The sequence below is a fragment of the Virgibacillus siamensis genome (assembly GCF_039522605.1).
Lineage (GTDB): Bacteria > Bacillota > Bacilli > Bacillales > Amphibacillaceae > Lentibacillus > Lentibacillus siamensis.
This window is the reverse complement of the sequence record NZ_BAAADS010000025.1, coordinates 553,133-578,052: the sequence shown is the minus strand read 5'-3', so window position 1 is coordinate 578,052 and position 24,920 is coordinate 553,133. Positions and strand designations below refer to the sequence as shown.

The 24,920-nt window shown below is 41.2% G+C and carries 22 protein-coding genes; 20 read left to right on the top strand and 2 right to left on the bottom strand.

Annotated features, from left to right (window positions below; genetic code table 11):
- Nucleotide 1 precedes the first annotated feature (1 nt).
- The 7 genes from ABD010_RS17970 (at nucleotide 2) to ABD010_RS17940 (ending at nucleotide 9,763) form a co-directional block, all read left to right on the top strand.
- Entirely contained in the window at nucleotides 2-1,639 is a 1,638-nt protein-coding gene (locus ABD010_RS17970) for a hypothetical protein (protein ID WP_343816280.1), read from the top strand.
- A 1-nt stretch (nucleotide 1,640) separates the two neighbouring features.
- Nucleotides 1,641-2,645 (top strand): AAA family ATPase, encoded by a 1,005-nt coding sequence (locus ABD010_RS17965; RefSeq protein WP_343816277.1) that lies wholly within the window; start codon nucleotides 1,641-1,643, stop codon nucleotides 2,643-2,645.
- A 38-nt stretch (nucleotides 2,646-2,683) separates the two neighbouring features.
- Complete coding sequence (locus tag ABD010_RS17960) at nucleotides 2,684-3,565, top strand: DUF58 domain-containing protein (RefSeq protein ID WP_343816275.1); 882 nt, start codon at nucleotides 2,684-2,686, stop codon at nucleotides 3,563-3,565.
- Nucleotides 3,566-3,569: 4 nt separating this feature from the next.
- Nucleotides 3,570-5,396: a vWA domain-containing protein gene (locus ABD010_RS17955; RefSeq protein ID WP_343816273.1), complete on the top strand. Its 1,827-nt coding sequence runs from the start codon at nucleotides 3,570-3,572 to the stop codon at nucleotides 5,394-5,396.
- Nucleotides 5,377-8,205 (top strand): VWA domain-containing protein, encoded by a 2,829-nt coding sequence (locus ABD010_RS17950; protein ID WP_343816270.1) that lies wholly within the window; start codon nucleotides 5,377-5,379, stop codon nucleotides 8,203-8,205. Before ABD010_RS17955 ends, ABD010_RS17950 begins: the two co-directional genes overlap by 20 nt.
- A 123-nt stretch (nucleotides 8,206-8,328) precedes the next feature.
- Nucleotides 8,329-9,087 carry a hypothetical protein gene (locus ABD010_RS17945; RefSeq protein WP_343816267.1) on the top strand — a complete coding sequence of 253 codons (759 nt, stop codon included), beginning with the start codon at nucleotides 8,329-8,331 and terminating at the stop codon, nucleotides 9,085-9,087.
- Nucleotides 9,088-9,121: 34 nt separating this feature from the next.
- Nucleotides 9,122-9,763 carry a DUF3889 domain-containing protein gene (locus tag ABD010_RS17940; protein ID WP_343816265.1) on the top strand — a complete coding sequence of 214 codons (642 nt, stop codon included), beginning with the start codon at nucleotides 9,122-9,124 and terminating at the stop codon, nucleotides 9,761-9,763.
- 79 nt (nucleotides 9,764-9,842) lie between these two features.
- On the opposite strand, the gene ABD010_RS17935 is transcribed toward ABD010_RS17940, so the two are convergent.
- Nucleotides 9,843-10,214, bottom strand: a complete 372-nt coding sequence (locus ABD010_RS17935) for a DUF1360 domain-containing protein (protein ID WP_343816263.1) — start codon at nucleotides 10,212-10,214, stop codon at nucleotides 9,843-9,845.
- A 317-nt stretch (nucleotides 10,215-10,531) separates the two neighbouring features.
- On the opposite strand from ABD010_RS17935, the gene ABD010_RS17930 reads away from it, so the two are divergent.
- From ABD010_RS17930 to ABD010_RS17875, 12 genes are all read left to right on the top strand, one after another.
- Nucleotides 10,532-11,500, top strand: coding sequence for a nuclease-related domain-containing protein (locus ABD010_RS17930; protein ID WP_343816259.1), 969 nt, complete (start codon nucleotides 10,532-10,534; stop codon nucleotides 11,498-11,500).
- A 236-nt stretch (nucleotides 11,501-11,736) separates the two neighbouring features.
- Nucleotides 11,737-12,741: a LacI family DNA-binding transcriptional regulator gene (locus tag ABD010_RS17925; protein WP_343816256.1), complete on the top strand. Its 1,005-nt coding sequence runs from the start codon at nucleotides 11,737-11,739 to the stop codon at nucleotides 12,739-12,741.
- Between the two features lie 20 nt (nucleotides 12,742-12,761).
- Complete coding sequence (hxlB, locus tag ABD010_RS17920; protein WP_343816253.1) at nucleotides 12,762-13,319, top strand: 6-phospho-3-hexuloisomerase; 558 nt, start codon at nucleotides 12,762-12,764, stop codon at nucleotides 13,317-13,319.
- Nucleotides 13,320-13,331: 12 nt separating this feature from the next.
- Nucleotides 13,332-13,964, top strand: coding sequence for a bifunctional 4-hydroxy-2-oxoglutarate aldolase/2-dehydro-3-deoxy-phosphogluconate aldolase (locus ABD010_RS17915; protein ID WP_343816250.1), 633 nt, complete (start codon nucleotides 13,332-13,334; stop codon nucleotides 13,962-13,964).
- A gap of 34 nt (nucleotides 13,965-13,998) precedes the next feature.
- Nucleotides 13,999-15,018: a TRAP transporter substrate-binding protein gene (locus ABD010_RS17910; protein WP_343816247.1), complete on the top strand. Its 1,020-nt coding sequence runs from the start codon at nucleotides 13,999-14,001 to the stop codon at nucleotides 15,016-15,018.
- A gap of 17 nt (nucleotides 15,019-15,035) precedes the next feature.
- Entirely contained in the window at nucleotides 15,036-15,521 is a 486-nt protein-coding gene (locus ABD010_RS17905; protein ID WP_343816244.1) for a TRAP transporter small permease, read from the top strand.
- Nucleotides 15,521-16,807, top strand: coding sequence for a TRAP transporter large permease (locus ABD010_RS17900; protein ID WP_343816241.1), 1,287 nt, complete (start codon nucleotides 15,521-15,523; stop codon nucleotides 16,805-16,807). Before ABD010_RS17905 ends, ABD010_RS17900 begins: the two co-directional genes overlap by 1 nt.
- A 23-nt stretch (nucleotides 16,808-16,830) precedes the next feature.
- Nucleotides 16,831-17,547: a ribose-5-phosphate isomerase RpiA gene (gene rpiA / locus ABD010_RS17895; protein ID WP_343816238.1), complete on the top strand. Its 717-nt coding sequence runs from the start codon at nucleotides 16,831-16,833 to the stop codon at nucleotides 17,545-17,547.
- On the top strand, nucleotides 17,540-18,490 hold the full coding sequence (locus ABD010_RS17890) for a sugar kinase (protein ID WP_343816235.1): 951 nt from the start codon (nucleotides 17,540-17,542) through the stop codon (nucleotides 18,488-18,490). The genes rpiA and ABD010_RS17890 overlap by 8 nt, the downstream gene beginning before the upstream one ends.
- Before the next feature lie 15 nt (nucleotides 18,491-18,505).
- Complete coding sequence (gene hxlA / locus ABD010_RS17885; RefSeq protein ID WP_343816232.1) at nucleotides 18,506-19,135, top strand: 3-hexulose-6-phosphate synthase; 630 nt, start codon at nucleotides 18,506-18,508, stop codon at nucleotides 19,133-19,135.
- A 194-nt stretch (nucleotides 19,136-19,329) separates the two neighbouring features.
- Complete coding sequence (locus ABD010_RS17880; RefSeq protein ID WP_343816230.1) at nucleotides 19,330-19,476, top strand: FbpB family small basic protein; 147 nt, start codon at nucleotides 19,330-19,332, stop codon at nucleotides 19,474-19,476.
- 1,438 nt (nucleotides 19,477-20,914) lie between these two features.
- Nucleotides 20,915-23,728 carry a DEAD/DEAH box helicase gene (locus tag ABD010_RS17875; protein WP_343816227.1) on the top strand — a complete coding sequence of 938 codons (2,814 nt, stop codon included), beginning with the start codon at nucleotides 20,915-20,917 and terminating at the stop codon, nucleotides 23,726-23,728.
- 21 nt (nucleotides 23,729-23,749) lie between these two features.
- Here the strand turns inward: ABD010_RS17875 and ABD010_RS17870 are convergent, their stop codons facing one another.
- Nucleotides 23,750-24,145 carry a (deoxy)nucleoside triphosphate pyrophosphohydrolase gene (locus ABD010_RS17870; protein ID WP_343816225.1) on the bottom strand — a complete coding sequence of 132 codons (396 nt, stop codon included), beginning with the start codon at nucleotides 24,143-24,145 and terminating at the stop codon, nucleotides 23,750-23,752.
- Nucleotides 24,146-24,464: 319 nt separating this feature from the next.
- On the opposite strand from ABD010_RS17870, the gene brxF reads away from it, so the two are divergent.
- Nucleotides 24,465-24,905, top strand: a complete 441-nt coding sequence (gene brxF / locus ABD010_RS17865; protein WP_343816222.1) for a BREX-3 system P-loop-containing protein BrxF — start codon at nucleotides 24,465-24,467, stop codon at nucleotides 24,903-24,905.
- Nucleotides 24,906-24,920: the final 15 nt, after the last annotated feature.

Genomic DNA, 24,920 nt, shown 5'->3' with positions numbered 1-24,920 from the left:
TATGAAGCAGAAGGATCAGTTTTTCCGGTTGCTGACAGAAGTGAAACGAAAACTGTGGCTGCAGTCTGCGGTTCAAATTTTATATACCGCCCTCCTGACATGTGCTGGGCTTTCGCTGTTGTGGATTGCAGCCGGTCGTTTTTTCGTCATTCTTTATTTGGATACTAAAATTGTGGTTACGATTGGTCTGGTTATTGCTGGTTTTCTCATTTATTTTCTTTTGAAAAAACCGGATAACCTTAATGCGGCAAAGAAATTTGACCAACAGGGATTGGATGACCGGGTGATGACATCATTTCATTTTATGGGTGAAACATCTGCTATTGCCGAGCTGCAGCGAAAAGATACCCTGAAAAAAATGAAGCACGTCTTACCCGCCATTAAACAGGAGAAAGCGGGCTGGTTTCAGTGGAGAAAATCAGCTGTTTTCTTAAGCCTGTTGCTGCTTGTATATCTTGGGGTTCTTTTTCCAAGCGATTCCATGGAAACTGCAACAGACAAGGAAAAGGAACAGGAAATTATAAGTGAAAACCAGGATAAGGTTGAACAATTTACTGAAAAGCATAAGGAACAAGTAGGCGAAAAAGCAGATGAACAACTGGATCAGCTCCTTGATGAAGTGAAAAAAGAAAAGAAAGCCGGGGAAATGAAGGAAGATATGCTGCAGGCGGAAAAGCAGCTGAACGAATTGAAGCAGCAATCACAACAAAGCCAGAAGCAATTGGATCAGGCTGCCAAAGCGTTGAAGAAAAAAGGGCTGAACAGTCTGGCAAACGCGATTACTCAAAAGAATCCAAGCCAAATGGAAAAACAAATGGCAATGCTGAAGGAACAATTAGACAATTTGAGCGAAAAAGAATTGCAATCCCTAAAGGAAAAGCTGCAATCCACAGCTAAAACGATGGGAATGGACAGTGAAGTCCTGGCAGAAGGGAAATTATCCAAGGAACAGCTTGAACAGTTAATGTCCAAGATGGAAAAGCAACTGAAGAACCTAGCTGAAACTGCCGGGAATACGTCCAAGCTTGCCGCGGCACAAAAGGAATTACAGCAGCTTGCCAGAAACATGAACCAACAACTGGCATCAGCCGGACTCGGAACACCCGGTTCGCTTACATTCTCCAGCGGCGCTTCTTCTTCAGGCAATTCATCGGGAACAAGTGGACAATCGGGTAAGAGTGGACAGCAGGAGCAATCGGGAGCTGGTTCCGGGAACAGTTCTGGATCCGGGACCAGTTCCGGGTCAGGCAGCGGATCAGGCTCCGGGAGCGGCAGTGGTTCAGGTTCGGGAACAGGGTCTGGGAGTGGAAGCGACACCGGATCTGGCTCTGGTTCAGGAAGTGGTGGCAATGGTGCCGGTTTAGGTAAAGGCAATCGTAATCTGACCGTTCCTAAAAAACTGGATGGTCAGCAAAACCGGGAAGTGGATACAGGGAAATCGGGATCAGGGCCAAGTGAACAGCAAATTGCTCCAAACGCGCCAATTCTCCCAGGGGAAGTGCGCTCCTATGATGAGATTTATCAGCACTATAAAAATACGTATCGCGAGGCTTTAGAACGAAATGATTATCCGGACCATCTGCAAAAAATAATCAAAGGTTACTTTTCCGATATAGAGCCGGAAAAAGGAGCGAATTAATATGGAATTACAGGAACAAGAATTGATCGAAGTAAAGGAACGAATGGAATCCGTTAAAGCAGAAATCAGCCGCTTTATCGTTGGGCAGCATGATGTGGTTGAACAGCTTCTCTGGGGAATATTTGCCGGGGGTCATGTTTTGCTGGAAGGGCTTCCCGGTCTTGGGAAAACGATGGTCGTACGCAAAATTTCTGAAGTGATGGATCTGCAGTTCTCCCGTGTACAGTTCACCCCGGATTTAATGCCGACAGATATTACCGGAACGAATATGATTCAGCCAAACGAGCAAGGTGGACAGTCATTCGTTTTTCATCAAGGGCCGCTTTTTTCCAATATTGTTTTAGCGGATGAAATTAACCGGGCCACACCGAAAACCCAAAGTGCGCTGCTTGAAGCGATGGGTGAGCGAACCGTTACCGTAATGGGCGAAATGCATCCATTGCCAGAGCCGTTCTTTGTGCTTGCCACGCAAAACCCGATTGAATTAGAAGGAACATATCCATTACCGGAAGCACAAATGGACCGGTTCATTATGAAGATTGATGTCGCTTATCCAACCCGCGAAGATCTAAAGGAAATAGCGGTCCGGACAACAGGAGCGGTTGTGCAAGCGTTGGAAAAACTTGTCGATGCATCCTTCGTTGTTCATGCCCAGCAATTGGCAAAACAGCTGCTGGTGGCGGATAATGTATTGGATTATGCCGTTAACGTTACAATGGCGACGCATCCGGATTATAAGCATGCACCAGACGGGGTGAAAAAATATGTTCATTATGGTTCGGGTCCAAGGGGGCTGCAGAGTTTAATCGCCATTGCAAAGGTACGGGCATTATTTGATGGACGGTATAACGTGTCAAAGGGAGACATCAAAAAGGTTGCATGTTCGGTGCTGCGCCATCGTCTGTTTTTAAACTTTGAAGGTGAGGCTGAACAGGTCGACAAGGATCAGCTGATTACAGAATTGCTTGAGGCTGTGGAAGAGGATGTTTCAAAGGCCCGGAAATGACGTAATAAAGCACACTCCTGATGAAAGGTTGTGAACCGATGGGTACGCTCCTATCACCAGTCCTGTCAAAGCGCCTGGCTAATTTCAAACTTACCTCCAAACGAATTGTCCGAGGGGGGCACAAGGGTGAACGGCGGTCACAGCGACAGGGGTCTTCCCTTGAATTTTCTGATTACCGGCTGTATAACCCTGGAGATGACCTTAGGCAGATTGACTGGAATACATATGCAAGAACACAGAAGTATTATGTAAAGCGTTTTTTGGACGAACAGGAGCTTTCGGTTTCTGTCTATTTGGACTGTACCAAATCAATGGGGGTCAAGGATGAAAAGTGGGAGCGGGCAAAGCAGCTTGCTGCTGTATTCACTTTTTTAACGTTGACAAACGCTGACCGGTTAAGCTTTATACCAGTTGGTTCTCCTTCTAACGCTTATCCGTATACAAAAGGGAGGGCGATGACGAATAAAGTCATTGATTTTATTCAGGAAACCTCTTTAGCGACTGGTGACGTACGATTTGGCCGGCAGCTGATTAAGCAGGCAAACCAAGGCAGAAAAGGGAGTCTTACGGTATTAATAAGCGATTTTTTAGATGACCCGGCTGATTTGTTTTCCGCATTAAAGAAGATGCAGGCACGGCGTCAACAGGTATTGCTTGTTCAAGTTTTATTGCCGGAAGAGGCTTATCCCGACTACATAGGCGATCTCCAGCTTGTTGATATCGAAACGGCTGGACGTCGTGAAGTATCGATGTCGCCGAAAGTTATGAACGATTACAAGCAGTTATTTGACAAACATTTGGAAACCATCCAATCATTTTGCCAAAAGCGCGGGATGGATCTGGTTTCCTGTTCTACTGCCAATAGCCTGGAAGAAACTATTTTTTCATCACTATTACGTAAAGGCTGGATAGGGAGGTGAAGGCATGGGGTTTCTGGCACCGATTTCCTTCTGGTTTTTAAGTGCTATTCCAATTTTACTTGTATTCTATTTTTTTAAGAAACAATATGAGCAGCAAACGATATCATCTATTTATCTATGGGAACGGACACTCCGGGAATGGGAATCAGATCGTTGGTGGAACAAACTGCAGAAAAACTTATTACTGTTGCTGCAGCTTTTCATTCTGCTGTTTCTGATTTTTGCATTGACCAGACCATTCATCGTCGGTGAGGAGGTACATGGGGATCATCTGGTTATCGTCCTTGATTCTTCCGCAACCATGATGGCCGAACAGGATGGGAAAAGCCGATTTGTCGATGCAAAACAACAGGCACTGGAATTAATTGATCAGTTGGGAAATGAGCAAAAGGTCAGTGTCGTCCATGCCAAAAAAGACCCTGTCCTGCTTGCATCGAATCAGACAGATCACGCTGCTGTCCGCGAGAAAATTGAAGCATTGCAGGTGACCTATCAGCATGAGAATGTAAGCGACAGTCTGCAGTTGGCACAATCACTAATTCAACAGGGTACAGGGGAGATACATGTCTTCACAGACAATCTCGAAAAGGAAAGCATTTCTGATCAATCGTTTTCTAATCCAATTATGGTTCATAACGGAGGAGCATTACAAAAAAATATATCAATCCAGGCGTTTGGTGTTAAACAATCCGGCAATCAGGTTTCTGCAATTGTAACGGTGAAAAATGAATCATCAGAGGCTGCTGATGTTACACTATCAGTCAATAATGATGCGAATACACTGAAACAGTTAACAAAAAAAGTACCGGCAAATGAACAACAAACGTTTAACCTTACGAATTTACCAATTCATGATTACTACCAGGTAAAAACAGGCGATGATGCTTACCCCTTGGACAATGTGATGTATGCGTTATTGCCAAAACAGCAATCTCCCGCTGTTTATTTAGCGGGAGAGGTTAATCCGTTTATTGAGCAGGCACTTTTGTCAGCAGGAATGCAGGTAACAAGCGTGCCAAACGATGAAAATGGAAATTACTCTTTTCCGGAACAGAAGCCTAATGCCGTTTACCTTTTATCCGGAATTGAAGCAGATCAATGGCCGGCCGGACCGAAACTGATTTTTTCGCCTTCTGCGGGAGGACCGTTTGATGTGAAAGAAAAAGTTGAATTGGATTACGGATTAAAGCAAGTAAAGGATGCCCCGGTGTTAACCTATACTGATGTCAGTAATGTTTATTTAGGACAGGCATTGCCGATTGGCGATTGGAACGGGGTGGATCCACTTGTTCAAAGCGGGGATCAGGTCATTATCGGTAAAGGGATGTACAAGAAGTCCCCGTTGATGTTATTTGCATTTGACTTGAATGATTCGGATTGGCCGCTTCAGCCGGGATTTCCAATTATGCTGGCAAACAGTATTGATGAACTGGCAGGCAGTGGAAAATCACTCGGCTACTATCAACCACAGGAAACGGCAGCAATTAAACTATCAACCGCAACAGATGAAGCGATAATCGAAAAGTTGGATGGTGAGGATATAAAGCAGCTTGATCTTGGAAAGTCAGAAGTAACAATGCCAATGAAACCGGGAATCTATCAACTTCATGAAAAAACAGCAACAGGATCGTTGTTTCGTAATTTTGTCGTTCAGTTGGACAATGAGGAACGGACTGCCGTATCATCCAAATCGTTTTCCATTGATACCGGACAAAATGAAGATACTTCAACATTATCCAAGCAAGAAATCTGGGGTATTTTTGCAGTGATCGCTTTGTTTATTTTGTTTATCGAGTGGGAGGTGTATCGGCGTGGCATTTCAAGTCGATAATCCCTTATGGTTTCTCGTATTTATTCCGATGGCTGTCGTTATTTATTTATACTGGCGATCTGATACGCTGCTGGGCGGTGGGAGAAAAATAGTGTTGACGGCACTAAGGACAATTATTTTTACACTGATCATCCTTGCGTTGGCAGGGGTGCAATTACGTTGGCCGATTCAGCAGGTGGCGACCGTCTTTGTTGTGGACCGGTCACACAGTATGGCAGATAACGAAGACCGTATGTTGGAACAAGTAAACAACGCAATCGATGATAAAACCTCGGAAGATGAGGCAGGAATTGTGTCTACCGGTCGAAAAGCTGCAGTTGAAATTCCTTTATCTGAACGGGCAGACGGTATCCAGGATTTCCAGACTGAAATAAACCGTTCCTACACAAACCTGGCTTCCGGATTACAGCTGGCTGGGAGTTTATTTTCACCGGATGATAAGGGCCGGGTTGTTTTAATGACCGATGGCAACGAAAATATGAATGATGCAGTCAGACAGGCAAGTTATTTGAACAGACGGGGCTATGTTGTGGACGTTGTACCTTTTTCATCGGTTTACAAGGATGATGTTGCCATTTCCTCCTTTGATGTACCGGAAAATATATATTTAGGAGAACAAGCAGCCATTTCCCTGAAGATAGACAGCACCGTTGATACAACTGGCCAAGTCCGTATTACGATGGATGGTGAACCAATCATTGATCAAACCGTTGACCTGAACAAAGGTACCAATCAATTGTCCTTTCATCCATTAATTTCAACTGACGGATTTCATACGTTTAATGCGGAAATAGTCAGTGACGATGATCAGGTCATCGAAAACAATCAGTTATCAGCATTTGCCGAAACGAAAGGTCTGCCGCGCGTTCTCATTGTTGAAGGAAAAAACGGGGCAGCAGCCAACCTGGAAAAAGCACTCGATGCTTCAGCAGTGCAAGTGGAAACCATCCAGCCCGAATTGTTGCCGGGACAGTTAAGCAGTTATTTGACGTATGACTCGATTATTTTCAGCAATGTGTCCGCACATATGGCGACAAAAAAGCAAATGGAAGTCATTGAACGGGCGGTAAAAGACTTTGGCGTTGGTTTCGTTATGACAGGTGGTGACCAATCGTTTGGTGTTGGCGGTTATTTTAAAACACCGATTGAGCGATTGCTGCCGGTTAATATGGACCTCAAGGGTAAAAAGGAATTGCCATCATTAGGACTGTACATTGTGCTTGATAAGTCAGGAAGCATGATGGGAAATAAAATCGCCATGGCACGTGAAGCAGCTGCCCGGTCAGTTGAGCTGCTGCGGGAAAAAGATACACTTGGGGTAATGGCCTTTGATTCAACACCATGGCAAGTGGTTGAACTTGGTCCAATCAAAGATAAGGAAGAAGTATTAAAGAAAATTCGTTCGATAACAGCAAGCGGCGGAACCGATATTTTCACACCTTTATCCCAGGCGTATTCCCAAATAGAACCCCTGGAATTAAAGCGGAAGCACATCATTCTGCTGACGGATGGACAGTCAGCGACAAGTCTCAACTATCGGCAAATGATTAAAGAAGCAAGTGAAAACGGGATAACGTTATCAACGGTAGCGATTGGTATGGGAGCAGATGGCCCGTTGTTGGAAGAAATGGCGCAGCTGGGAGGCGGTCGTTTTTATCAGGTGCAAAACAACTCCAATATCCCAACCATTTTATCCAGAGAAACAGCTTTGGTTACAAGAACCTATATTGAAGATGATCCGTTTTATCCAAAGCTTGCAGGCGGTTTTGGATTAGGAGCATATTTTGAAAATGGCGTCCCGAAGATGAATGCTTATATTGCCACAACTCCAAAAAATCGGGCACAGCAGATTTTAACGAGTGATAAAGGTGATCCTGTCCTGGCCAGGTGGCAATATGGTCTGGGCAAAACCGTTGCCTGGACGTCGGACTTATCAGGAAAATGGGCAGGTGATTGGCCAAAATGGAAAAATTGGGCACCGTTATGGAATGACATTGTTACCTGGACGTTTCCACAATATGAAAAGCAATCCTATCTTGTATCAAAAAAGATAGAAGGAAATCAGGTCACGCTTGATATAACGGCTGCAGATAATAAGCCGGCTGACTTAAACGTCAATTTAGTAAGTGAAACAGGAGAAAAAGTCGACTTCAATGTACAACCAAAAGCCCCGGGAAAGTATCAAGGAACATTTAAGGCAAATGAATCCGGTGTATACTTTCTGCAAATTACGGAGCGGCAAAACGAAAAAGTTGTCGGCTCGTTCAAGACGGGGATCGTCGTTCCATATTCACAGGAATACACATTCACACCCACGAATGAAAACAAAATTAAAAAAATAGCCGAAGCGGGTGGCGGACAGGTCCTTGAAAATCCGGACAATGTTTTTTCACCAGAGGGCATGCCTCCCCATTACAATCGGCAGCATTTGTTTTATCTGCTGCTGGCCATGGCTTTGGTTTTATTTATGATAGACGTGGCAGTACGACGGTTCCGTATTAATTTTGCTTTTTTAAATAAAATCAGTTTTAAAAACAAGCAGAATAAGAAAAGTGACGGTACAGAAAAAAGGTCTGCACAGCTGAGTCAATTAAAACAAGCATCAACGAAAAAAGCCAATTTTCAACCGAAGCAGAAGAAACGGGGGACCGGACACCGGCCTAATTCAATAAAAAGTAGCTCATCAAAAGAAAAAACGAAAAGACCGGAATCGGCTAAAAAGTCCGCGAACAGTCAGTCGGGTGGTGATGAAAGCAGGGAAGAAAGACTCGCCAGATTACTGGATGCTAAAAAACGCCGGCCTAAATAAGAATTTCGTGGACCTGAAATGAACTGAAAAAATTAACAGGGCGGCATTTGATTCCGCCCCGTTCCTATAAGGATTGTTCTGATTTTGTTCCTGAGTGAATTTTTGTTTTAGACAAGGAAAATATTGACCGCCTGGGAGGAAACATCAACGGCAAAGGGGCAAACATCAACCGCAAAAGAGGAACATCAACGGCAAAGTGGTAAACATCGACCGCAAGAGGGTAAACATCAACCGCAAAAGAGAAACATCAACCGCCCGGGGCGAAACATCAACCGCCCGGGGCGAAACATCAACCGCAAAGGAGTAAACATCAACCGCAAAAGAGGAACATCAACCGCCCGGGACGAAACATCAACCGCAAAGGGGCAAACATCGACCGCAAAAGAGGAACATCAACCGCCCGGGGCGAAACATCAACGGCAAAGTGGTAAACATCGACCGCAAAAGAGGAACATCAACCGCCCGGGACGAAACATCAACGGCAAAGTGGTAAACATCGACCGCAAAAGAGGAACATCAACCGCCCGGGGCGAAACATCAACGGCAAAGGGGCAAACATCGACCGCAAAAGAGGAACATCAACCGCCCGCGAGGAAACATCAACGGCAAAGGGGCAAACATCAACCGCAAAAGAGGAACATCAACCGCCCGCGACGAAACATCAACCGCAAAGGGGCAAACATCGACCGCAAAAGAGAAACATCAACCGCAAAGGGACGAATATCAACCGCAAAAGAGAAACATCAACCGCAAAGGGACGAATATCAACCGCAAAAGAGAAACATCAACCGCAAAGGGACGAATATCAACCGCAAAAGAGAAACATCAACCGCCCGCGAAAAAACCAACATCACAGGCCAACCTCCCATGTGCATATGGTAACAGCAGGCTATATAACCAGACAGGAGGTAAACAAATGATGAATTGGTATGCAAATGGAGGCCAAGGACCCCATCCCCAACACAGAATGCCTTACAATGGATATCCGCAGAGCTATCCGGTGTTTTCGCATCGACAGCAAACCATCCAGGGGCAGGCCACATGGACGGAAGGCGGACCAGTTACAAAATGCGGTATACCCTGGTCGGCGAACCAGTATATGACCGTCGCGGTAAGTCCGAACGCCCCATTTAAATGTGGTCAATCACTGAAAGTATCAAATCCGGCTATCCCGCAACGTGAGATAATTGTTACCGTTGTTGATGAAGTACGTGGTTATCCGCCGAACCGGATTAATTTGCATAGGCTGGCATTCACCGCACTCGGTGCAAATCCGAGTCAGGGAATAATTAATGTGGAGATAACCCCTGTCCCCGAACTGGAAGCACAGGAATGGGGAAAATATTTGCTTGAAGTAGTCCAGGTCGGGTATCCGAATTATAATGTTTTGGAATACGATAAAAGCGGTGAGACACAATTGGCCGGGAATCAAATTCGGGAAACATACGATTATATCCTGGAGTCACCACAGGAACGGGTGAAAGTGCGTGGTACAGTTGTCTATAATGCAGCAAATGACCGGATTATCTCTTTTGATGTACAGGAAATAAATGAATAACACTTTAAAATCGCCCGGTGACCAGACTGCTGAATCAGATCCGGGCGCTCGTGTGTCGTGTTGTTTATCTGCCCTTTTTTTATTGTAATTCCTCTGTTTCCTCGGCATACAAAGCAGTCCGCTTTATGTTTACACCGACAAATGATTCAAGGATGGCCTGACCGCCGGCGATGGCTAGAATCAAGATAAAATACTTGGCTATATATGGAATCCACAAGTAGGTCAGCCCTAATAAGATGGCACTCCAGATTCCTGTGCACCAGTAACAAGTAAGGAGATAGCCGACTTTGGATTTGGGAACTGCCTTTGTTTCAGTCGCGGTGATTTTTTTCGTTGTTAAAAACGGTTTGCGGATAAATTCCGTTATTTTGTCGAAAACAATCAGATGTGTCAGGCGATAGCTGGCCAGTATCAGCATGATAAAACCCATCCAGGTGATGTCCAGTTCCATAAAACCGACCTTTCCGATTTTTCCCCTTAGTCTATCCGCAAAAACGAATCTTAAACCGGGCCTAGGGACAGATTCCTTATCCCTGTAAAGCGAGCGATTTCCAGTTTTAGATAATGGTGCCATTGCTGGACACGAAAGCGCCCGCTTCCATCGTATACGGTTTTTAAAAAACGAATGATGGGAAATGAATAGTACGGGTAACTGTTTTGTTCACAGCAGTAAAACAATAATATGCTGCTGTTGGAAAAAGCTACTAGTTTCACTGTGATCAATTTGTTACTATTGAAATACGTACCATTAACATAGGGTGGGTGCATATGCTTTACAATATTGCGATAGGTATTTTATGTATCGGTTTAATCGGATGTGTCTGGTACATTTTCCGTTTAAAAAAAAGCACAAATAAACGAGAAGCAAAAACAATGAAAAAGCACCAGCTGGAGATTGCCGCAGCAGAAGAAGATTTCAGATCTTCCTATCATGACCAGGAAAATGAATGGCTGGAGAAAACGGCTGAACTTGAACAGTATTACTTAAGGGATATACAAACCCTTAATCAACATATTGGCAAATTGAATAAAAATATAACCGATTTACAACGGTATTCCCGGAATGCCGGCGAAATTATCACGCATCAAATTTTGGAGCAATTGAAAAGTGAACTGGTCCGGGAAGGCATTATTTCTGATGATGACATGTTTATATTACCCAATCTCTATATACCTTTTGAGGAAAACGGGAATTTAAAAACGCGTCAAATTGATCATTTGATATTGTTGCCAACCGGCATTTATGTCGTGGAAACCAAGTACTGGCAAGGGAAAATCGTTCATGGTTTGACAGAGGAAAATGCCGGATCGTTTTCATTCATTGCAGATATGATGACATCGCGAAATCGGTCATCACGGAAAAAACATACGCTGGTGTTTGTCCCGGATCAGGAATATGATGAAAGAAAAATCATAATCAAATCTTATGGCGATCCAATACAACAGGTTATGACAACGGCATATACATTGAGGGACTATATTTATGAACAGTTTGGCAGAACAAATTTTATTACGCCAATTGTGTATTTTGGTTATTCCTCCGATAAAGGTTCAGATGGTGTAATTGACCTGTCTGACAATCAAAATGTTCCCAGATTAATAGGGGAAACACAGATACGGCAATACTTCCGTGACCAGCTTAATGGTGAACAGAAAAAGTATTCACAAGCGATTCTTTGGGAAACGAAAGAGGCCCTGGAAAATATAAATTACCTGCACAAGGAAGGTGTTTATTGAAAGTAGAATCACTTGGAGAATGAAACTATTATTTTAAAGAGCTGCATCTTTAACAGGATGCAGCTCTTTGCTGAAAACCGTTTGTCTGAAACATGGGGAGAAATCCTTCTTTGCAGTAAAAAAATAAAATTTGGATCCCCCCTTGTAAAACGTTTTCATTTATTTTATACTTTCACTAAATCGATTTAGTAAACCGATTTAGTGAAATGAGAATAAGTAAATATGGGAGTAATACGATGAAAACGATAACGATGGCTGATGTCGCAAAGCATGCTGGCGTTTCAAAGAGTACCGTGTCCCAATTTTTAAATAAGCGCTACGATTATATGGGAGCGGAAACAAAGGGGAAAATTGAAAAGGCAATTGAGGAATTGGGTTACAGTCCCAATATAGTAGCAAGAAGTTTGAAGCAAAAGTCCACGAAGACGATTGGAGTAATTGTTGCGAATATTCTTCACGTGTTTTCCACGCAGGTGATTCGGGCGATTGAAGATTATTGCAATGAATCGGATTTTCAAATTATTGTCTGCAATGCAGATGACGATCCTGTAAAAGAGAAGCGTTATATCGACATGCTGCGTGCTAAACAGGTGGATGGAATAATTGCTTTTCCTACCGGCGGGAATGTTGAGCTGTACAAAAAATTAATAGATGCTAAGTTTCCTGTTGTGTTTATGGATAGAATTCTGAAAGATGTACAAATCCCAACTATTATGACCGATAATGTAAAGGCATCATCACTTGCTGTTGGTCAACTGGTGGAGAGAGGGTACCGAAAAATCGGAATGATTTCTCCTCCCATTCATACATGTGTAACCCCAAGATTAGAAAGAATGGATGGATACAAACAGGCATTGGAAAAAAACGGAATACCATTAAACCCCAATCTCCTGGTAAGCGGGGAATTAACGGAATTAGCAGATAAAATTCATAACATGCTAACGCAAGCCAGTCCCCCTGAAGCAATTGTGGCATCGAATGATCGGGTTTTACTGGAGGTTTTAGCATATACGAAAAAACATCATCTTGCTATTCCAAAAGATATCGCCTTGATAGGTATTGATGATGTGTCGTTCGCAGGAATTTATACCCCCTCCCTAACTACAATAGCCCAGCCGGCATTTCAGATGGGGAAGAAGGCAGCAGAATTATTATTAAGTTTAATCAGGGATAAAAGCAATGAAGAAGTTTTTGGAATATACAGGTTTGAGCCGACACTTATTACACGGGAATCCTGCTAAAACAAAAGGGAGGAACTAAATTGAAAAACATAACAGATACAGTGGTTAACGAGGTAACAGAAGTACTTGATCAGGTGGATACTGATCAGGCAGTGAAAGCAGCAAAAGAACTGCAAGAGGCAAGACAAATTTTTATTGCCGGGACTGGACGGTCAGGAGCCGTTGGAAAAATGTTTGCGATAAGGCTAATGCATATAGGTTTTCATGTGTATGTCGTTGGAGAGTCCATAACGCCAAGTATTGCATCAGATGATGTATTGCTTATTATTTCAGGATCCGGAAGCACGGCTACGTTAAAACAATACGCGACAAAAGCAAAAGAAATTGATGCCAGAGTTGTTCTGCTTACAACGAATGAAGCGTCACCGATTGGAACGCTTAGTGACTGCACTTTGAGGATTCCGGCAGCGACAAAGAAACGCCTTCCATCAGAACCGGAAACCATTCAACCGCTTGGGAGTCAATTTGACCAATCTGCACACTTGCTATTGGACGCAATAGTTGTTTATCTCCTGCAGCAATTTCCGGAGCGTAATGAAAGTTCAGACCTGGTTCAAAAACATGCAAACTTGGAATAGGGAGGTGATTGGATGACACCAATGGAAATGATACTCGAACAAAAGATAGTGGCGGTTATACGTCATGCTGATAAGCAATCGATTGTACCAATTCTTGAAGCGTTAGCTGCAGGAGGCGTGAAAATAGCAGAGATTACTGCGGAGACCCCGAATGCAGAAGGCGTGATTGAAACAGCGGTAAACCATATGGGAAACGAAGTATGTATTGGAGCTGGCACCGTTTTAGATCCTGAAACGGCGCAAAAAACGCTGGCGGCCGGTGCGAAATTTGTCGTCTCACCTGCGTTAAACATAGACATCCTGGCATTCACAAACCGGTACAATGTATTGAATATCCCTGGCGTTATGACGCCAACGGAAATTTTGACCGCATATGAGCACGGAGCAAAAATGGTGAAGATCTTTCCAGCAAATACATTCGGACCTGATTATATTAAAAATATTTTAGGGCCGCTTCCACATGTACAGGCAATGGTGACTGGAGGTATAACGATAGAAAACATGAATGACTATTTTGCTGAAGGGGCTGCGGCAGCAGGACTTGGCAGCAGTCTGGTAAACGCAAAAAAATTGCAAATAAATGAAGACTATCAACAATTAACAGCCAACGCGAAAAACGTTGTTGCAAAACTGGGTGAACGGTGAATGATTTTGGCAATAGAGAGGGGAGTTCGTAATCATGCGTAAAATTAAATGCGCTTTCATTTTAATTTTGATAGCATCTGCCGCCATTTTGACTTCTTGCTCGGATCAAGTTGATGCTGATGGAGATGGAAAGATAAAAATAATTGCAGCACATAATCAGACGTCACCTGATAGTCCATATCAAGCAGGATTATTAAAATTCAAAGAGGTGGCGGAAAGAGAATCAAATGGATCGATCGAAGTGGAAGTACATGCCGGAACACTTGGCACGGAAGAATCAGAACTGGTGGAAAAGCTTCAATTGGGAGCAGTTGATGTAGTTGTTGCATCACCGGGATTTATGACGCAGACCGGTATTGAAGAAATTGGTTTTTTCTCCACACCGTATTTATTTGAAGACTATGAGCATTGGTTAAAAGTTGTTGATGGAAAAGTCGGGGAAAAGATGGCCAATATGTTGAATGAAAAGTCAAATAATTCCTTTAAGTTATTAGGTTATTGGACAGCGGGTGTCAGGCATTTCTATGGAAAGAAACCATTGAAATCGATTGAAGACTTGGAAGGTATGACAATCCGAACACAGACATCCGGTGTTGTAGCAGAATTCTGGGAGCAAGCAGGAGCAGTTCCGACATCTGTTGCCTGGGGAGAGCTTTATCAGGCACTGCAGCAGGATGTGGTTGATTCAGCAGAAAATGCTTATCCGTTTTTTGTCCAGCAAGCCCATCATACGACACCGAACGGAAAATATATAACGGAGACAGGGCATGATTATACAACAAGATTTATGTTAATTAACGGTGAGAAATTTGATAAGTATTCTGAAGAACATCAAAAGGTTATCCTGCAAGCTGCAAAAGCGTCAGTTAAGAAGGAACGGAAGGTAACACGGAAACAGGAAGAGAAATATAAAAAACAGGCAATTCAAGATGGTGCAGTTGTGAATCAAATCAATCGGCAGCCTTTTATTGAAATAGCGAAACCCATTCAAGAGAAATTTGCAAAAGAAATTGGGGTTGTTGACATGCTGCAAAAAATAAGAGAATTAAAATAATCGGGGAGGGGTAGAAAGTGAAACGTTTTGTTCAAGCCCTTGAAAAAGTACAAATTACGGTCGGAATAGTTTTCTTGTGCATCTTCTTTGTGGTAATCATGCTGCAAATTATAACGAGGCACATGGGAATTTCGCTGATCTGGACGACGGAGGTTTCGAAATACGCTTTCATATGGTCCATTTTTATGGGAGCTGCTGTTATGGTGAATCGCCGTGAACATTTTAACTTTGATTTTCTATTAAAAAAATTACAAGGAAAGAAAAAAATCTCCTTATCTATTTTTAATGATGTCGTATTGATTTTGTTTAATGTTGCCATTTTTATACTTGGGTTACAGGTTGTGAATGAGTTTTGGAACTATACATGGGTGTCCATCCCGGAAATGAAAATGGGCTATATTTGGATAGCAATTCCGATTATGGCCGGAACAATGGTTATTTATTCGCTGGCACATTTAATGGATCATTTCAATTCATTAAAGGCAAAGGGGGTACATAAATAATGGGATTCTTATTGATCGGACTATTTATCGTTTTAATGCTTATCGGGATACCGATTGCATTTGTAATTGCAATTGTTGCATTGATTGGTATAGTTGATATGCCATATACCCCTGAGGCGACGGTGCCGATGAAAATGTTAAATGGACTGGATTCTTTTGTTCTGCTGGCCGTACCACTATTTATTCTAGCGGCCAATTTAATGAATTCAGGGAAGATCTCCGAAAAGCTGATTGATTTATCATTGGCAATTGTGGGACCGGTTCGCGGGGGATTGGCACATGCAAACGTGTTAGTTTCGATGATGTTTGCAGGTGTTTCAGGTGCTTCCCAGGCTGACACGGCCGGGGTAGGGAAAATCCTGATTCCAAGTATGCAGAAGAAAGGATATGACAAAGAAACTGCGGTGGGCATTACAGCAGCATCTTCAACAATAGGTGTTGTCATTCCTCCCAGTATACCGATGATCATCTTTGCCGGATTAACAAATGCTTCCATTGGAGCCTTGTTTCTCGGTGGAATAATACCGGGTGTATTAATTGGCTTAAGTATGATGATTTTTGTCTATTTTATTGCAGTGAAACGAAATTACCCAAAATCTGCACGGGTAGAGTTTAAAAAATTAGCAACGCTATTTGGACAGTCTATTCCAGCTTTGTTTACACCGATTATTATTATTGGCGGGATTATTACCGGGTTTTTCACCGCAACAGAAGCTGCTGCGGTAGCATCATTGTATACGTTAATTGTCTGTATGTTTTATTATAAAACATTAAAAATAAAAGATTTGCCAAAGATATTAATGGACACATTGGCGTTAAGCTCGCTTTCATTATTTGCATTGGCAGCTGCAAGTGCACTTGGCGAATTGATGAGTTATTATCAATTAGGCAGCATCGCACAGGATTTCTTTACAAATAATGTTGGTCAAAAATGGTTGTTTCTTATCATCATAATTGCCTTCTTCTTATTTGTCGGCACGTTTATGGATGCCATTCCAGCAATGATTTTGTTTGTCCCTGTTATTTTGCCGGCCGCTTTGGAATTCGGAATTGACCCTGTGCACCTTGGTTTAATTGTTGTGATTACCCTGGCAGTCGGGCTGATTACACCACCTTATGGCTTATGCTTATTACTTGCGGCGAAAATTGGAAATATGTCCATAGAAAGATCGTTCGTAGCCGTCATACCTTATATAGCAATTATTGTGGTGGTTCTGCTGTTTATCGCATTCCTGCCGGATATTGCATTTTATATTCCAAAAATTATAAATCCAGGCTTGTTTTAGCGTGAGGATTTGGTGAAAGGGTGATGAAGTTGTCTGTCAAAGGCAATGATAAGAAGCTCGCTGCTGAGGCGGCAACGGATTATGTGAAAGATGGAATGACAGTTGGCTTGGGTTCCGGCTCAACCGCTGAATGGATGCTGAAAAGGCTTGGCGCATTGGTAAAAGACGGACTGAATATAAAAGGAATACCAACTTCTGTAAAAACAGAATCATTGGCCAGGAAGCATGGCATTCCGTTAACCGATTTTTCCAAAACTGCAACTGTTGACCTTGCCATTGATGGTGCGGACGAAATAGACGGCCAATTGAATCTGTTAAAAGGCGGAGGGGGATCCCTTGTACGGGAAAAAATCATCGATGCTGCAGCTGAAAAATTAATCATTATAGCTGATCAATCTAAAATGGTACAACAACTGGGTAGTTTCCCTCTGCCCATTGAAGTTGTCCCGTTTGGCTGGGAAATGACGAAAAAACAGATTGCTGCGTATGGTGCTGAACCGAAATTGCGAAAAGAGGAAAATCGCGTGTTCGTTTCGGATAATGGAAATTATATTTTGGATTGCAGCTTTGGTAAAATGGTCAATCCCGAGAGTCTGCATGACACATTGAAATCGATGGCAGGCGTTGTGGAGACGGGTTTATTTATCGGGATGACCGATCAGGCAATGATCGGACAAAATGGAAAAGTTGAAATGATAGGTGATACTAAAAAGGATGATTGGTGGTATTGGCGTGAATGATGTAATTACAATCGGGGAAGCAATGATTACGTTTGATCCCGGAACAACAGGACCGATGAAATTTGTAAATACGTTTGAAAAAAAGGTCGGGGGAGCAGAATTAAATCTGGCCATTGGCTGTTCCAGACTGGGTCTTAAAGCTGGCTGGATCAGCAGACTGGGAAATGATGAATTCGGAAAATACATCAAAACATTTGTGCGCGGTGAAGGAATTGATGTGTCCGAAGTTCAACTTGTGGAAGGATATCCGACCTCATTAAATTTTAAGGAAATCATGGAAGATGGTGCTGTACGAACGTTTTACTACAGGGATAAGTCACCGACATTGACGATGACGGAAGAAGATTTAAATGAGGAATATTTTCAGCAGGCGAAGATTTTGCATATAACCGGAGTTTTTGCCGCAGTTGATCCGAAAAATGTTGCAATCCTGAATCGGTCCATTCATTTAGCAAAAAAACACGGCTTGAAAATTTCGTTCGATCCAAATATTCGTTTGCGTTTGTGGAGTAAAGCAGAAGCGAAACAAGTATTGTCAAAGATTCTGCCGCACGTCGATATTTTGCTTGCCGGACAAGAAGAAATGGATATCATAATGGGCGAAACAGATCCTGTGCGTATTATTGAAAAGGCAAAGGAATCATGTATTTCATACGTGGCCATTAAACAGGGGGAGAATGGTGCTGTCGGCTATCATGATGGAAAGATCGTGGAAGCGGCCCCGGTCAAAGCATCAAAGGTGGTCGATACAGTTGGTGCGGGAGACGGCTTTAATGCAGGTATACTATATGGCTTCTTGCACAACTGGACATTAGATAAAACATTACAATTTGCGAATACAATCGGATCCATGGTTGTCCGTGTAGCTGGTGACAATGAGGGGCTGCCCTATTATGAAGATGTACAGGAACAGCTCGGTGAAAAAGAGCGGATTGAAAGGTAAGGAAGGGATGATCAGATGAAATTGCAGCTTGCATTAGACCGGTTAACCAAGGATGAATGTATGCGTGTTCTGAACGATGCAGAAAAAGAAATGGATATTATCGAAATAGGTACCGGGGTTATCAAAGAATACGGGATGGCCATTGTCAGGGAAATAAGCGAACGGTATCCGGATAAAACAATTTTCGCTGATATGAAAACCTGTGACGCAGGAAAACATGAAGCGCAGCAGGCGTTTGACGCCGGTGCGGATATTACATCGGTAATGGCTTTTTCCGCAGATTCAACGATTAAAGATATGCTGCATGCTGCCAGTCAAACGGGTAACCGGGTAATGGTTGACCTTTTGGGCATCCACTCCAGTGACAGGGTAAACGAGCTGTATAAACTTGGTGTTGATCTAGTAAGTCTTCATGTTGGAAAAGATATGCAAGCTGAAGGGAACCTTTTTAATTCTGATTTATTTTCACTATTAAATGGTTTTGATGACATGGAAGCTGCAGTGGCAGGCGGAATCAATTTGGATACCATCGCTGCTGTCGCCCGGGAGAAACCGGATATTGTTATTGTGGGAAGTGCAATTACAAAGGCAGATAATCCGCAAAAAGCCGCTGCACAGATGAAGTCTTTTATTCAAAATAGCTGAATTGAATTCATGTTCGCAGAGAAACTCATTAAAGACCGAGGATATGCCCGTATCTTCGGTCTTTAATGTTATGAGTTTTACACATTTATGAAATGGTTTTGTCAAAAACTTCACAAAATGTTCGAAAAATAAAAGTTTATTCTGATTATTTTTGGGTTATACTAAAGGTAGCAAGGGTAAAAGGAGTGCATAACATGCGAGCGAAGATGTTAAATTTTGAACAGCTTGTTGATCAAAACAGAGAAGAACTTCGGGAAGACGAAGAAATGAATTCCAAGTTTGAGTTGCGTTTAGCAAAGAAACAAACAGAAGTAAGCAGTTCTAAAGAACAAAATGCTTAATAAATCGTTTAAGAATATACAAAAATACTGGAATGCGCCTAATGGTGCATTCCAGTATTTTTGTTTCTGAAACATTGGTTCTAATGATTACTTTTGCAACACTGTTGTATATTTTCTATAACACAAAAATTTGTATTTAAACAAAAATATTTTTATTGCCTGATCACTGATTGAAGTATCGTGCTCTTTATAAGGAGGAGTATTATCTAAGGTTAAGAGTGTGGATTGTTTTAATGCCAAATTATAAAAAAACGAAAAACTTGGATTGGTTCATTGTTCACTTGAAATAATTGGTGATACAGTATCCTATCCTTATGATATTATAGATTCAGTGTAATAAGGCTTTCATGGATGGTGGCTTACTCTCTTTTATAGAAAGGGGGGTGATGTCTATGACAGTTTACGAATCATTAATCAATGATTGCGTTCGCGACGCTTCGTTGCAATTCTGTCAGAAAAGAAGTAACCACCCTGCAAGCCTGATAAGCATTTGGGTGGATTACTTCCCCAATGTGAATCCCTTGAAGGGCTATTGCACTCGTGGCCGATTGGTGTATCAGCACCAGTCGGTCATTATTAATATACTTCCTATTTATTTTTATTATACATCAATTGTTGTAATAATAAAACAGAAAGTGCTTACTGCCAAATTTCTGATAAGCCATACATGGAAATGTACAGCCTTCCAACCAAACAAAGAGCCTTAAACCCAAAGTTAAAGGATCCAACACGATCACTGTTTTATTTCAATATTCTCGTCGTCATCTTCAGAAATCAGCCCTTTATCAACATTAAGATCAATCGCTTCCTGTACATATTTTTCGGATTTACTGCTGGTTCAGTTGTATCCGAGATGTTTGGTTATTTCTCGGATCAGATCGGATTTTGGCAAACGAAGGGCAATTTGCATGATTTGCAGCACGCGGTTAAATGATTGTTGGTTCTGACTATAACGACACTAATAATTTCAAGCCGTTTTTCAGGATTACCCAATCCGGAAAAACTATCGTTGATGATAGCCTTAGCTTCCACCTTGTTCTGTTTGGTTCTTCCACGATCATAGACACCGACAACATTTTTAAACGAAACCCTTGAGTGAATATCATTGATTGACAGGAAAGTGACCAATTTATTTTCATAAAAATGATTATTGGAAAAAGATATCAGACTATCATGTTCACTGAGGTATGCCATCTTAAGTGTTTTTGCGGCTGGAATTTGAGTTAAACGATTAGGGGTATTGTATTATTATAATCGATTGTAAAATGAAAAAGGTGACATTTTGCGTGAAAAAAAGTTAAAGAATATTTGCTACTTTATTAAGAGTAGATTCGATTATAGTAAAAAGAAGGTATTTATATAACTATCTGAACAAATTTATGAGGCTATTCATCTATTCACTAATATTTGGTAAAATGGATTTACTGGGGGACTATTAATGCATGATGAAAAAAATTTAATCGTAAATTCAGAACAGACTAACCTTCTTAAAGAATTAACGTCGTCCTTAGAAACGTGCAATCGATTCTATTTTAGTGTAGCATTTGTAAATTTCAGCGGTCTCCAGCTTCTTTTGGATGCAATTAAGGAAGCAAAACAAAGGGGAGTAGAAGGGCAAATAATTACTTCAACATATTTGAATTTTACAGAACCAAAGGCTTTGGATAGGCTACGAGAGTTTAAAAATTTAGATTTAAAGATCTTTTTAACTGAACGAAATGTTGGGTTTCATACGAAGGCATACATATTCGAATATGATGATTATTTTAAAGTGATGATTGGCTCATCCAATATTACTCAATCTGCATTAAAAAGTAATGTGGAATGGAATGTTGAAATTATTTCTAAGCATGATGAAACTTTTATCCAGCAAGTGATATTGGAGTTCGAGGATTTATGGGAAAGAAGTTCAGTAGTTGATGACGCATTTTTGCAGGACTACAAACAATTTATTCAGAATATCAATCGTGTGACTTCATCTAAATCTTTGATCTATGAGAAAGCCGAATATATTGTACCGAATTCCATGCAAAAAAAGGCAATGGAAAATTTAGAGCGACTTCGAACTTTGGGAGAGAAAAAAGCACTGGTCATTGCAGCAACAGGAACCGGGAAAACGTATATGTCTGCGTTCGATGTACAGCATTTGAAACCAAAAAAACTACTTTTTATCGTTCATCGTGAAGAGATCCTGACCAAAGCAAAGGAAACTTACGAAAAGCTTCTTCCTAACAGAAATATAACGTTCGGCATGCTAACAGGGACAAAGAAAGATTTTGAAGCAGATTATATTTTTGCGACAATCCAGACGCTTTCACGATATTATCACCAACTTGATCCGGCTAAATTTGATTATATTATTTATGATGAAGCTCACCATGCCACCGCTGATACATATCAGCATGTTATTGACTATTTTGAGCCTGGTTTTATGTTAGGAATGACGGCAACACCCGAGCGTGGAGATAGTCGCTCGATCTTTGAGATATTCGATTTTAATGTTGCACTTGAAGTGCGGCTTCATGATGCGCTAGAAGATGACATTGTTGTTCCATTCCATTATTTCGGTATCACGGATATAGATGAGATTGATCTTAGCGACGTTTCTGTCGATGATTTGGATGAAATTACAAAGCGTCTCAAGGTCAATGAACGTGTTGACTTTGTTATTGAGAAGATGAAGTTTTATGGACATGATGGGAAGAAACGTAAATGTCTAGGATTCTGTGCTAGTAGAGAACATGCGCGCTATATGGCAGAGGAGTTTAATAAGCGTGGCATTTCAAGTTCTTATCTATCAGGTGAGGACGATGTGCCAGTTAGACAAGCTCGAATAGCTGAACTAGAAGATGATTGTTATGAATTACAAGTTATTTTTACGGTTGATATTTTTAACGAGGGTGTCGATATACCATCAGTCAATACAGTATTAATGCTTCGACCTACTAGTTCGCCAATTGTTTTTATTCAACAGTTGGGTCGTGGGTTAAGAAAATATCAAGACAAATCCTTTTTAACGGTACTCGATTTTATAGGGAATCATACAAAGACATTTTTAATAGCAATTGCACTTAATGGTAGTCGTTATTATGATAAGGAAAGCCTAAAAGTGGCTATATCTACAGGTTTTGCTCACTTACCTGGTGCCACGCATATTCAAATGGATAAAATATCTCAAGAACGTATTTTGGCACAAATTGATCAAGAGAAGTTCACTTCGATGAAATATTTAAAAGAGGAGTATTTCGAATTCAAAAAAATGAACAACGGTAGGGTTCCTGACTTGTTGATGGATTTCTATAAGTTCGATGGGGCACCTGATCCAGTGAGGTTTATTGATAAAGAAAAATCTTACTTAAACTTTGTCGCAAAAGTGGAGAAAGATCAGCAGCTACAACAATTACTGGCAAACGAAACATTTGAAAAAGGATTGAAATGGTTATCCAGCATGCTGCCACTAAAGCGAATCTATGATTTTGTTATATTGAACTACTTGTTTGAACAGCCAGCTGTCACAATTGACGAGGCTGAACAAGAGATACTGAAATGGGTAAAAAACGTGGATGAAGATAGTGTTTATCACGCCATGGAATTCCTGAATCAGAACTTTTTTGATGACACACAGAAAAAGAGAACACCTAAGCTCACAAATTTAAACGGTAAGCGTCTTGGCAGATCCGATTCGTTTGACCAGCTTTTGAAAAACCCAACTTATAAGAGATATTTACACGATGTTATTGAGTATGGTTTGTTTCGCTATGAACGGGAGTTTGGTGAAGAATATTTTGGTGTACCACACTTTAAATTATATGAGCAGTATCAGATGATGGATGCAGCATTGATGTCAAATTACCGAAAGAGTCATAGTGCATTCCGGGGTTCAGGGTTACTTGCAAACGGTGATGATTATTTTCTTTATATCGACCTTCATAAAGAAGCAGACATAAAGGAAAGCATTAATTACAATGATAAGATCGTTGACCGAAACCATTTCCAGTGGGAGACTTCGAACAGTACAGCGCCAAGTTCAGAAAGAGGCAGGAACATTATTTACAATCAGGAAAGAGGAATTAACCTTCACCTTTTTGTTCGAAAATATAAAGAGATTGAAAAGAATACAGTTGAGCCATATATTTACATCGGAAAAGGAAACACGATCTCTTGGCAAGGGGAGAGACCGATTGAAGTACAATTAGAGCTGGAACATACGCTGCCACAACAATTGTATACGGAACTAACAGAAAAAGTATAGGCTTCTTCCATTTGAAGAAGTCTATACCTCTGTAACAAGCTGTTCCACTGCCGGGACGTCGGCAGGTGCCCAAACTAGTGATTGTAGGTTTTCTCTCTTTAGCCAAATAAATTTGGAATGTTCACTTAGGTTTGGTTCACCATCTATGAGTTTAGCTTTAAGGGCTATAAGATTGATAATGAAGGCATTATACTCATGAACATTTTCATTAAATATTTCAGATGCTTTGATTGTACATGCGAACTCTTCTGTGATTTCACGTTCTAATGCGGTATGTAAGTCTTCACCTTCTTCTACTTTTCCACCAGGAAACTCCCACATGTTAGGGATTGACATTTCTGGGGAGCGGAGGGCGCAGAGTATTTCATTGTTTTCATTTTCGATAATAGCTGCGACTACTTTTACTGTTTTTTTCATGGGAATACTCCTTTCTGTTGATTATCTTACCATAGTGGTGAAGAGTTTGACATGAGTTTAATACTGATAAAGATTTACAGGTTTACCATTATATTTAGAGGTATACATATTTTTGTATTTGTTTTGTTGTAAGATAATGTATGAAATTATTTTTGGAGGCGGCTTTTTTGGTTTATTTTTCAGGTCAATTGGAAGCAATTGCAACCTTAAATTTCTCTGAGGTTAATGATAGAATTGTTTTATCAACAATTGTTAAACAAAGACGATATTAGACGAACCACTGAAAATGAAATAATTAAAAGAAAAAGGGTGTTGTCACGTGAGTGTATCCAGTGTAAAGAATGAAATTCAACAATTGGGAAGACGATGGCACAAACTAATTTTTTTATGTAATAGAAACTATCAATTTGATTCAAACATACCAATCACTGATAGTTTTGAGAAGATAAACGTGAATCTTGTGTTAAGTGAGGAATTGATTCATATATCGCAAAAAAATTATCCATTACATGTTGAGGACATACTTCAGAATGTAATTATTGATACAAATCAAACATATTTACTCCAACATATAGATATCCTTTTTGATCCTGTACTTCAGGTACATCCCGTTCGTTTACTAGAAAATATTAGTAAGAACTATAAGCTTATTGTGGAGTGGCCAGGTAAATATGAAGATGGCCGATTGGTTTATGCTGAATATGGTCATCCCGAATATTTTACTTGCAATGAATTTGAAGGGAAAGTCTTTCTAAAATAATTGAAATGAGGGAAG

Coding starts and splice junctions, on each gene's coding strand:
- ABD010_RS17970 (WP_343816280.1), top strand. CDS start 2: ATGAAGCAGAAGGATCAGTTTTTCCGGTTGCTGACAGAAGTGAAACGA.
- ABD010_RS17965 (WP_343816277.1), top strand. CDS start 1,641: ATGGAATTACAGGAACAAGAATTGATCGAAGTAAAGGAACGAATGGAA.
- ABD010_RS17960 (WP_343816275.1), top strand. CDS start 2,684: ATGGGTACGCTCCTATCACCAGTCCTGTCAAAGCGCCTGGCTAATTTC.
- ABD010_RS17955 (WP_343816273.1), top strand. CDS start 3,570: ATGGGGTTTCTGGCACCGATTTCCTTCTGGTTTTTAAGTGCTATTCCA.
- ABD010_RS17940 (WP_343816265.1), top strand. CDS start 9,122: ATGATGAATTGGTATGCAAATGGAGGCCAAGGACCCCATCCCCAACAC.
- ABD010_RS17935 (WP_343816263.1), bottom strand. CDS start 10,214: ATGGAACTGGACATCACCTGGATGGGTTTTATCATGCTGATACTGGCC.
- ABD010_RS17930 (WP_343816259.1), top strand. CDS start 10,532: ATGCTTTACAATATTGCGATAGGTATTTTATGTATCGGTTTAATCGGA.
- ABD010_RS17925 (WP_343816256.1), top strand. CDS start 11,737: ATGAAAACGATAACGATGGCTGATGTCGCAAAGCATGCTGGCGTTTCA.
- ABD010_RS17915 (WP_343816250.1), top strand. CDS start 13,332: ATGACACCAATGGAAATGATACTCGAACAAAAGATAGTGGCGGTTATA.
- ABD010_RS17910 (WP_343816247.1), top strand. CDS start 13,999: ATGCGTAAAATTAAATGCGCTTTCATTTTAATTTTGATAGCATCTGCC.
- ABD010_RS17900 (WP_343816241.1), top strand. CDS start 15,521: ATGGGATTCTTATTGATCGGACTATTTATCGTTTTAATGCTTATCGGG.
- rpiA (WP_343816238.1), top strand. CDS start 16,831: ATGAAGTTGTCTGTCAAAGGCAATGATAAGAAGCTCGCTGCTGAGGCG.
- hxlA (WP_343816232.1), top strand. CDS start 18,506: ATGAAATTGCAGCTTGCATTAGACCGGTTAACCAAGGATGAATGTATG.
- ABD010_RS17880 (WP_343816230.1), top strand. CDS start 19,330: ATGCGAGCGAAGATGTTAAATTTTGAACAGCTTGTTGATCAAAACAGA.
- ABD010_RS17875 (WP_343816227.1), top strand. CDS start 20,915: ATGCATGATGAAAAAAATTTAATCGTAAATTCAGAACAGACTAACCTT.
- ABD010_RS17870 (WP_343816225.1), bottom strand. CDS start 24,145: ATGAAAAAAACAGTAAAAGTAGTCGCAGCTATTATCGAAAATGAAAAC.